This window comes from Actinomycetospora sp., from assembly GCF_055612215.1.
Window position 1 is genome coordinate 1 of record NZ_JBVPVA010000661.1, and the last position, 8,718, is coordinate 8,718.

The window sequence follows — 8,718 nt, forward strand, 5'->3', positions numbered from 1 at the left end:
GCACACCATGTCCGAGCTCAAGGTCCTCATCGCCGGCAGCGGTCTGGGCGGGCTGACCCTCGCCCAGTCGCTGCGCGGCCACGACATCGACGTCGCGCTGTTCGAACGCGACGCCAGCCCCTGGGACCGTCCCCAGGGCTACCGGCTCCACCTCGACGCCGACGCCCGCAACGCCGCCCGCGAGGTCATGACCGACGACCTGTGGGCCGTGTTCGGAGCCACCTCGCACGTCACCGAGACCTACACGACCGTCCTCGGGACCGACCTGTCGGTGATCAAGCGGATCCCGACCGACGACGAGCTCGACGACCGCGTCTGGCCCGGCCACGACCACGTCTCCGGCCACGCCAACGTCGACCGCGCCACGCTGCGCCAGATCCTGCTCTCCGGCCTCGACGACACGATCCACTACGGCAAGACCCTCGAGCGTTACGAAGACACCGGCGACGGCGTGGTCGCTCACTTCAGCGACGGCACCACCGAGCGCGGCGACGTCCTTGTCGGCGCGGACGGCATCCGCTCGCCGGTGCGGCGCCAGCGGGCCCCCGGCTGTGACACCGCCGACGCTGGCATCACCGCCATCTACGGCCGGATTCCGATGCCGGCCGCGACCGCTGTCACGCCGCCCGAGGTCATCAGCGACGTCTTCACCATTGCCTCCGACCAGCGCAAGGTCTTCCTCGGCCTCGGCGCCGTGAAGTTCCCCGTCCGGCCCGCCGAAGCAGCCGCCAGGTACGCCCCCGAGACGGCGCTAAGGCACCAGGACGACTACGTCGTCGCGATCGTCGGTGGCCGCCACGAGTACTTTCCCGCGCTCATCGCGGGCGAGCACCGCACTCCCGACCAACTGCAGCAGATCGCGGTCGAGACCCTCAGCGACTGGCCCCCAACCGCCACCGACGTCATCCGCGCTGGCGACCCGGCCTCGTTCTTCCCCGTCGAGATGTACACCAGCGTGCCCTGCACTCTCGACACCCCGACCCGTGTGACCCTGCTCGGCGACGCCATACACGCCATGACCCCCACCCTCGGCCGCGGCGCCAACGTCGCGATGCGCGACGGGGCACTGCTCGGCCGATCACTCAAGGCCGTGGTCCGCGGCCGGACCGACCTGCAGGCCGCCCTCACCGCCTACGAGCAGGAGATGCTGCGCTACGGCTTCGAGGTGGTCAGAGCCGCAGCGACGATGGGGCAGCAGCGCATGGCCCAGAACCCGTTGCCCGCCTGACGTCGCGCGAGCGGCGTCCAGACCAGCACGACGGCGAGGTCCCGCTCGGTCGAGCGCGTGCGCGACCCCTCCCAGCGACAGCGCAATCGCTGCCGCTCAGCAGTGGATGCTCGCCCACCTCGCCGAGCCCGTGACCGTCGACCAGATGGCGAGGTGGGCCGCGATGTCCCGCCGCAGCTTCCACTGGCACTTCCCACGGCTCGATCGTGCGGCGCCCGCTCGGTCTGTTCCGTCTGTCGTCGACCTCGGCGATCCCGGTCGATGCCAGGGATCGCGCCGCGCCCCGCGGACCGAGCTCGACGCGCTCGTCGACGCCGGCGCTGGCCCTCAGCGCTCACTGGAGGTGTCGGATCGACGCCGGCGTTTCGACCGGGCCGACGATGCGGGAAGACCCTCGGCCGTCGCCGCGTAGAACAGCGGGGTCAGGACCACGACCCCCAGGGCGGCCCGCGGGAACGCCAGCCCGACGAGGACCGGGATGGCCGGGGCACCGATCCCCCACAGGGCGCGGACCCGCTCCTCGTGGAAGAAGCCCGTGGGAACGTCGTCCTGGACCAGCTCCACGTGGCGGTGCAGGTAGGTGAAGGTGACCAGCCAGGCGGCGCCCATCGCGGAGGCGACGATCGCGTAGAGCACCAGGGCGCTCTCCTGGTCTCCGGCCGTGCCCTCGCCCATCGCGTCTCGTGCGTCACGCAGGTCGGGCTTCCTGCGGACCCGGTGGAGACGTCCGGTGGGCTCCTACGAGGCAGGTGAACGGTCGACGGCGGGGTAGCGTCGAGAAGATGGCCAAGAAGACCAAGGGTGAGTCCACGGCGATCGTGCAGCCCGGCGACGGCGCGGAGCCGCCGCCCACCACCCCCGCAGCTCCGGTGGGTGCTGCGGTCGAGGTTGTTCGCCCGGTGGGGCCGTCCGTGTCCGACTCGCGCCTCGCGTCGTCGGGGTGGGTCGAGCCGGTCGGCGAGACCGTCGCGGTGACGGTGCGCACGTTGCGCGACCTGCTGCCCTCGCGGCTGCCGGTGTTCCTGGGCACCACCGCGCTGCTGGTGGCCGGTGTGATTGACGCGCCCGTGGCTCTGGGTGCAGGGCTGGCGTTCGAGGCCTTCCGCCGGTGGGAGCCGGCGACGCCGCGCTGACCGGACGTCAGCATTCGGCGTGCAACAGACCGCGTTGGCGCCCGAGACCGTCCGGGCGATCATCCCTGCCGCGGAGCAGGCACTGATCTCGTTGCACGCCCGGGTGCGTGCGTCGCAGGACCGCGGCGGCCTGGGTGGACGCACGTCAGCGACGCGTCTTGGCAGTCCACGCCGCGTGCGAGGGGCTGGCCGCCCTAGAGCTCCGCGGAACTCTCGACAGCGGGCATGCGGCCCGTCAGTGGGACGACGCGCTGCGCGCCCTGGTCACCGGATGGTCGGCCACTCCGACGCGTTGAGCAGGTGCCCGATGTCGACCTACGCACCTTGCAGTCTCCGTCCGCTCGAACTTCCGTCGGTCCTGCATCGCTCTGCTCGCTGGAATCTGCAGAACTGTGCTTCTCAGGAGTCCGTACCTGAGACCCCGTCTACCGGCAATAGCTCGCGTTAGTCGACGAGCAGGTGCCGTACAGGGCGTCCTTTCCGAAGCCGCTCCAAGCCCTCTCATCGCGGTCTTCGCAAGCGCTCGTCGTCGGACGGCGGCTCCGGCGGCGGAGTGCATGGATCGTCCTCTGCCCGGCTGGCACCTTGCCTGCGAACGTGACCGACGCCGACTGGCGGTCGACCCGCGGGTTGTCCGGACACGAGACGCACGTCTCCTGGGCGACCCCGAATTCGCCGCGATGGGCGTCCTGTAGTCGACCGGCACCCCGCTCGGTAGATAAACCCTGAAGGCCCAATCCGCTCGGCCGGCCACCGTTCCGCCTTTGTGCTCCGATCGCACCCGGATATTGCTCCGACTCGGCCCCAGGGTCGCGCGGAGTTCATGGCCACAATCGAATTGAGCCCGAGCGGTTCATGGATGGATACTGATCGTTTAGCGGTGTGAGCGGAGCACCGTCTGGGAATAGTACTCGAACCACACGGACACCGGAGATCGCGAGGGAAGGACATGCCACCAACGGACAAACAAGAGCGCTCTCACGGTAGATCGCGGCTCGGCCTGGTCACCTCGATTGCCGCGCTCGGCGGTTTCCTCTTCGGATACGACACCGGGGTCATAAGCGACGCGCTGCTCTACATCGGGCCCGCCTTCGGGCTAGGAGACACGGGCAAGCAGGTGGTCGTCGCCGCGCTTCTGCTCGGGGCCCTGGTAGGAGCATTGGTCGGGGGCCGGCTGGCCGACGGCTTGGGCCGCAAGCGCACCCTCGTCGGCGCCGCAGTGATCTTCGCCTTGGGGGCCTTGCTGGCCGGGCTCAGCCCCACCGTCGGGGTGCTCGTGGCGGCCCGGGTCCTGCTCGGGCTGGCCATCGGCGCCTCGAGCTCCTGTGTGCCGCTCTACCTCGCGGAGATCGCTCCGCCGGAGTCGCGTGGTCGGCTGGTCTCGCTCAACCAGCTCTTGATCACCGTAGGCATCCTGGTGTCCTACGGGGTGGGGGCCGCCCTCGCTCCGGCGCAGGCCTGGAGGTGGATGTTAGCGCTGGCCGCCGTGCCCTCGCTGATCATGCTTGCCGGACTGATCGTCATGCCGGAGAGTCCGAGGTGGCTGCTCCTGCGGCGCCGTGAGGACCAGGCCCGCCAGGTGCTGGCGTCAGTGCAAGGTCGTCGCGCGGACGACCGCGCGGTGGCAGATCAGGTCCAAGAGCTCGCGGATCTGCAGGCCCAGGAGGAGGGCGCGTCCTACCGCGACCTGATCAGCCCCCGGTTGCGTCCGGCGCTGCGGATCGGTATCGGCATCACGGCGATCAACCAGCTCGTGGGCGTGAACGCGATCATCTACTACGCCCCGACATTGCTGAAGAACGTCGGGTTCACCGACACCGGCGCCACGATCGTGACGGTCGTCATCGGCGCGGTCAACGTGGCGGTCACGCTGATCGCCCTCGCGCTGATCGACCGACTCGGGCGGCGACCGCTGATGCTCGGTGGCGTGTTGATCGTCGATCTCGCGTTGCTGTTCCTCGGCGCGCTGTATCTGCTGCCGAGCCAAACTGGCATCGTCACGATCCTGCTGATCATCGGCCTGTGCGTCTACATCGCCGCGTTCGCCGGGAGCCTCGGCATCGGGATCTGGCTGCTCAACAGCGAGGTCTACCCGACAGCCGTCCGGGGGAAAGGGTCAAGCCTCGGGGTGTTCACCCACTGGGGCCTGGACTTCGTGATCTCGCTGACGGTGCTCACCCTCGTCGACGCGATCACCCCGACCGGCCTGTTCTGGGTCTACGGCGCGCTGGGAATCGCCGGGTTGCTCTTCCTCTGGCGCTACCTCCCCGAAACAAAGGGCCGCACACTCGAGGAGATCAACGCCGAGCTGCGCGGTGTGGGACGCCGTGCAACCCGACCAGCCCAGCCCAGCCCATGAGCTCGAGCGGCGACCGGCCGAGATCGAGCGGCTTGGAGCCGACCCCGGTGCCGTCCTCGAGCACGAGATGCGGCCGGCGCGCCCCGTCGCCGGGAAGTCGTTCCGCTCCGGCGAGCGGCCTCGTGCCGGTCGCGCGTGAAGAACGAGCAGACGTGCTCGCCGCGGGTTTCGACGGTGTTGGCCCAGCCGGCGAGCTGACGGCGTGCTCCCATGCCTTCGGAGACTGCCCCACAGCGCGCGCATCCGATCCCTACTCGCTCGAAAGGTCGTTGACAGTGCACGGGCAACCAGACCCCAACGCGGCCTGATGAACGAGACGCCGCCACCCACGCCATGGGCGTCCATCCTGTTGCTGGCTCTCGGCCTAGCGCTGTTCTATGCCGCTGGTGCCATCGACACCGGTCCGGCCACCAAACTCCGCCGACCAATGACCGGGGTGTTGATCGCATTGAGTGGTGCCGCGCTGCTCGGCTCCGTCGTCGCCGGTGTCCTCGCCTAGAGCCCAACGCCCGCTCGGTACCGGTGCCTCTGTCGAGCATGTCGACGCGCTGTGGCCGAGGACGTCGTTCAGGAGGCGTACACCGCGCTACACCGGCCCTGGGCGAGGCTGCATGACGAGAAGGCGGCGCTGGGCTACCTGCGCACGGCGGTGGTTAATGGCTCGCGCTCAGTGCTGCGACGGCGGCGCACCGCGCGGAGGTACACCCGCCGCACACGGCGCCCGCATGTTCAGCTGAGTCGTTGGCGATGCTCTCCGCTGAGCACCAGGCAGTGGTCTCGGCGCTGGGCCGGCTCCCGCGGCGGCAGCGAGAGACCCTGGTCCTGCGCTACCACGGTGGCCTCTCGGGGTCGAGATCGCCAGCGCCCTCGGGGTCAGGCTCGGCACGGTGAAGTGCACGGCCAGCCACTCTCGGCGCTCAAGAGTTGGGCCAGTGGCCGACGCAGTTGAGGCCAGCACCCCTGGGGGCGCCCGCCCATCTGTGGTTAGTGGCATGGGGACGTCGCTCCCCGTGGCAGTCGTTGTACGGCCCGCTCCACTCCTCGGCTGGGCACGAGGGGTACGCGCCGATCAGGGCCCCGAAGCCAGGCCTCCGTAGCGTCCCCGTGGGGTCGTTTCACGACCGCAATCGAGGTGTCATTGATGGCGCACCGGCCCGCTCACTGTGGGCGTCGCGTTTCCACGCGCCGGTCTGACCGTTGTCTTGTGGAGAGCGCAGTCGGGCAGTCCCCGTGGCGAGGGGGTCGAGATGGGGCATCACCGAAAGGCTCGGGCCGGCCGGCCTGCGGCGTCTACGCGACGGCGTCCAGGCGAGCAAGACCGGCCGCCGGAGTCCGCTCTAACTGCAGGCACCTCCTCGGTGGGGGAGCGCCGACGAGCAGGAGGCCGGCTCAGCGACCGGGCCCTCGAGGACCTCGTGGACGCCGCCCGCCTCGCCCGTCGGACCGGGTGGCCATTCGGGGTCGAGTTGTTGGCCTCGGCCGACACCCACCGCGTACCAACGTCACCGCCCGCGGACGGTCTGCCCCGCCGCTACGCCACCTATCAACCGACTGAGCCTTTCAGCGCGCTTTAAGGTTCCCCCGATAGGCGGAGACCGACGATTGTGGCCGGGTGCCCGTGAAGGGAGTCTCGCTGGCGGCGCCGAAGAAGGACTCCGATGAGCTGCGGGAGCGCGCGGTGCGCCAGTACCGCTCGTCGACCCCGCCCGACGTTCCGCCAGGTCGGCGAGCGGCTTGGCGTGCATCGCGAGGCGCTGCGCAACCGGGTGCGCCAGGCCGAGGCTGACGCTGGTGAGCGTGAGGACCGCCCGACCAGCGCCGAGAGTTCCGCGCTCGGCGGGTGGTCGCCGCGGCCACGGGCTTGAGCCTCGGCGCGGGGGTGGCTCGAGGGGGGAGTGGCAGTCGTCCACGCGGCGTCAGCCGGCGAGACCGTAGTGGTATTCACCGGTCCGCGCACCGACGGGCGGGCGCAGCCCGGGCTGCAGCGGAGCCTGGGTCTGAGGCGACACCGTCGTGCGGCGGGGTCAGCGACGTGCCGCTGGTGGTACCTGCCAGGTGCCACTGGCGGTACCCGCCAGGTGCCACTGGCGGTACCCGCTGCGTCTACGCATCATCCACGTCGGCGGCGAGTACGAGGTGTTCTGCGACGACTGATACCGGCTGGTCCGGGCGCGAGTAGTTCTCGTCGGCACCGTCCTCGGGAGTCGAGGCAGCCAGAACCGGTTACGACGGTGGTGGTGTCTCCGCCACATTCGTCGCGGCAACTGCCTCCCAACCATCGGCACCGCGTCGAGTCACGAAGACCAACACCGTGGCACCATCTGGCAGGCCTTTCTCCGGCGCGCCGGGACGCCTGCTTCGCAGGCTATGACCATGAACGATCACGACGTCGTCGGTGACCCTCAACTCTTCCAAGAGGTCGAAGGTGATGCGCCGCCCGCGCAGCGGCCCATCGAAAGCCCAACGGTGTCCGGCGACGATGCCCGCTCGCTGCCGCATCCGCATGCCGAGGATGTTGGTGAACTCGGCGTCCTCGCTGAAGATCGCACCCACCGCCTCGGCATCACCAGCGTTCAACGCTTCTGCGAAGGCGAGGGCGACGTCTCGGGGCTCCTTTAACCCAGCCACCGCCAACTTCTCCTAGTCATGAGCGCGGGATCCTGCTCGTGTGGAGGCTACTTGGCGTGTCCAGGTCCGGCTCGGCGTGTTGATCTTCGAGTTCGCCGTGGTCGGAGGGCAGCCCGAGCACCTCGCGGTGCCTGTCGCGAGGCGGTCAGCACGTGGACGTCGATCACCCGAGCCGGCTGCGCGGACCTTGCGCACATGCGCGTCGGCGGCGAGGAAGTCGCAGTCATTGCTTGCCCCGCGCCTGAGGGGCGTGAGCGTCGGCACGGACGCACCTGCGTCTTGGCCGCGTCGCGCAGCTCGGCGTGGCGCCAGATTGCGCGGCTGCGCTCGGGGGTGGGTCTCGGGGACCGCGAGCCGTGGCGTTGACCCCTCTCGGGTAGGGGCTGCCGGAGCCGCTGCCGCTCGAGGCGACGGACTCACCCGGAGTTCTGCGGGGGGTGATGGGCTCGACCTGCCGACGCGGAGGACGCGGTGGCGCGGCTTTGGGTGTCGGAGACGTGGGCCCCCGGGGGTGAGGCCGCAGTGGGCGCGTCTGCGCGGCGACTCGTGGCACGGTCGCCGGTCACGTCGATGGCCAGGGCAAGGACAAGCACGACGGCGAGGGCGACACCGACCCCGCCCACGGTGTCGGTGGGGTAGTGGTAGCCCCGGCCGACCATGGACGCTGCGACGGCGACGACCAACAGCGTGAGCGCCGCGGCCCCGGAGTAGCGCAGGAGGCGGGACATGACCGTCCATCCCAGCAGCAGGGTGCCCGCGGCCACGGCCATGGACGCGATGGCGGTGGTGTGGCCGCTGGGAAAGGCGAGTTCGCCGCTGCGGGTGCGGGCGACGAGCGGCTTGAGCACGAGCGAGGTCGTGACCATCGCCAGGACAGGACCGCCCAGGGCGAGAGCCAGTCCGCGTGGCCCGCGGACGGCGAACGCGGTCCCGGCGAGCACCACCAGGGCGAGCGCGACGGGCATCGGATTGCCCAGATCAGCGAAGCCCTGGCCGAGGAACTTCACCACGCCGTCCCGCATGTCCAGCCGGCCCCCGAGGGCGCGGTCGAGCGGCCCGGCGTGGGCGTCACCGGCGAAGTGCACCCCGAGCACGATCACGGCGGCGGCAGCGACCACCGCGACGACAGCGACCGGGAAGCGCAGGCGGGGTGCCACGAGCCGGGTGCGGCGTGCGCTGCGGATCGACCTCACCGGCCCATCCTGGCCCACCTGCTTGGGGACGACGTAGACCGCTGGCTGGTGACCCGTCGCGGTGCGTCGATCGGATGGTTCCCGGTGGGCTCCGGTGCTCGAGGGCGAGCGCTGTGCCTGACTTCATGGTCCGTGCGGCGCGCCGGGTGTCGTGGTCCGGGGGTGTGGTGGCTCTGT

At 70.3% G+C, this 8,718-nt stretch carries 7 protein-coding genes and 1 pseudogene; 5 read left to right on the forward strand and 3 right to left on the reverse strand.

Annotated elements, in window-relative coordinates; translation table 11 throughout:
• Positions 1-1,228: FAD-dependent oxidoreductase (locus tag AC0CYZ_RS18120; protein ID WP_472217816.1), on the forward strand; the 1,228-nt coding region annotated here is incomplete at its 5' end.
• A gap of 327 nt (positions 1,229-1,555) precedes the next feature.
• On the opposite strand, the gene AC0CYZ_RS18125 is transcribed toward AC0CYZ_RS18120, so the two are convergent.
• Positions 1,556-1,903: a hypothetical protein gene (locus AC0CYZ_RS18125; RefSeq protein ID WP_472217818.1), complete on the reverse strand. Its 348-nt coding sequence runs from the start codon at positions 1,901-1,903 to the stop codon at positions 1,556-1,558.
• A 107-nt stretch (positions 1,904-2,010) separates the two neighbouring features.
• Between AC0CYZ_RS18125 and AC0CYZ_RS18130 the strand changes: the two genes are divergently transcribed.
• The 4 genes and pseudogenes from AC0CYZ_RS18130 to AC0CYZ_RS18145 all read left to right on the forward strand — a co-directional run.
• Positions 2,011-2,361 carry a hypothetical protein gene (locus AC0CYZ_RS18130; RefSeq protein ID WP_472217819.1) on the forward strand — a complete coding sequence of 117 codons (351 nt, stop codon included), beginning with the start codon at positions 2,011-2,013 and terminating at the stop codon, positions 2,359-2,361.
• 949 nt (positions 2,362-3,310) lie between these two features.
• Positions 3,311-4,720, forward strand: coding sequence for a sugar porter family MFS transporter (locus AC0CYZ_RS18135; RefSeq protein WP_472217821.1), 1,410 nt, complete (start codon positions 3,311-3,313; stop codon positions 4,718-4,720).
• A gap of 307 nt (positions 4,721-5,027) precedes the next feature.
• Complete coding sequence (locus AC0CYZ_RS18140; protein WP_472217823.1) at positions 5,028-5,219, forward strand: hypothetical protein; 192 nt, start codon at positions 5,028-5,030, stop codon at positions 5,217-5,219.
• Between the two features lie 48 nt (positions 5,220-5,267).
• Positions 5,268-5,631: pseudogene (locus AC0CYZ_RS18145) on the forward strand (sigma-70 family RNA polymerase sigma factor); the annotation flags it as partial.
• 1,312 nt (positions 5,632-6,943) lie between these two features.
• On the opposite strand, the gene AC0CYZ_RS18150 reads toward AC0CYZ_RS18145, so the two are convergent.
• Complete coding sequence (locus AC0CYZ_RS18150; RefSeq protein WP_472217825.1) at positions 6,944-7,348, reverse strand: YybH family protein; 405 nt, start codon at positions 7,346-7,348, stop codon at positions 6,944-6,946.
• 416 nt (positions 7,349-7,764) lie between these two features.
• Positions 7,765-8,541, reverse strand: coding sequence for a phosphatase PAP2 family protein (locus AC0CYZ_RS18155; protein ID WP_472217827.1), 777 nt, complete (start codon positions 8,539-8,541; stop codon positions 7,765-7,767).
• Positions 8,542-8,718 lie beyond the last annotated feature (177 nt).

Excerpts from the sequence above, each read along its gene's own strand:
- AC0CYZ_RS18140 (WP_472217823.1), top strand. The coding sequence starts at position 5,028 with ATGAACGAGACGCCGCCACCCACGCCATGGGCGTCCATCCTGTTGCTG.
- AC0CYZ_RS18125 (WP_472217818.1), bottom strand. The coding sequence starts at position 1,903 with ATGGGCGAGGGCACGGCCGGAGACCAGGAGAGCGCCCTGGTGCTCTAC.
- AC0CYZ_RS18130 (WP_472217819.1), top strand. The coding sequence starts at position 2,011 with ATGGCCAAGAAGACCAAGGGTGAGTCCACGGCGATCGTGCAGCCCGGC.
- AC0CYZ_RS18135 (WP_472217821.1), top strand. The coding sequence starts at position 3,311 with ATGCCACCAACGGACAAACAAGAGCGCTCTCACGGTAGATCGCGGCTC.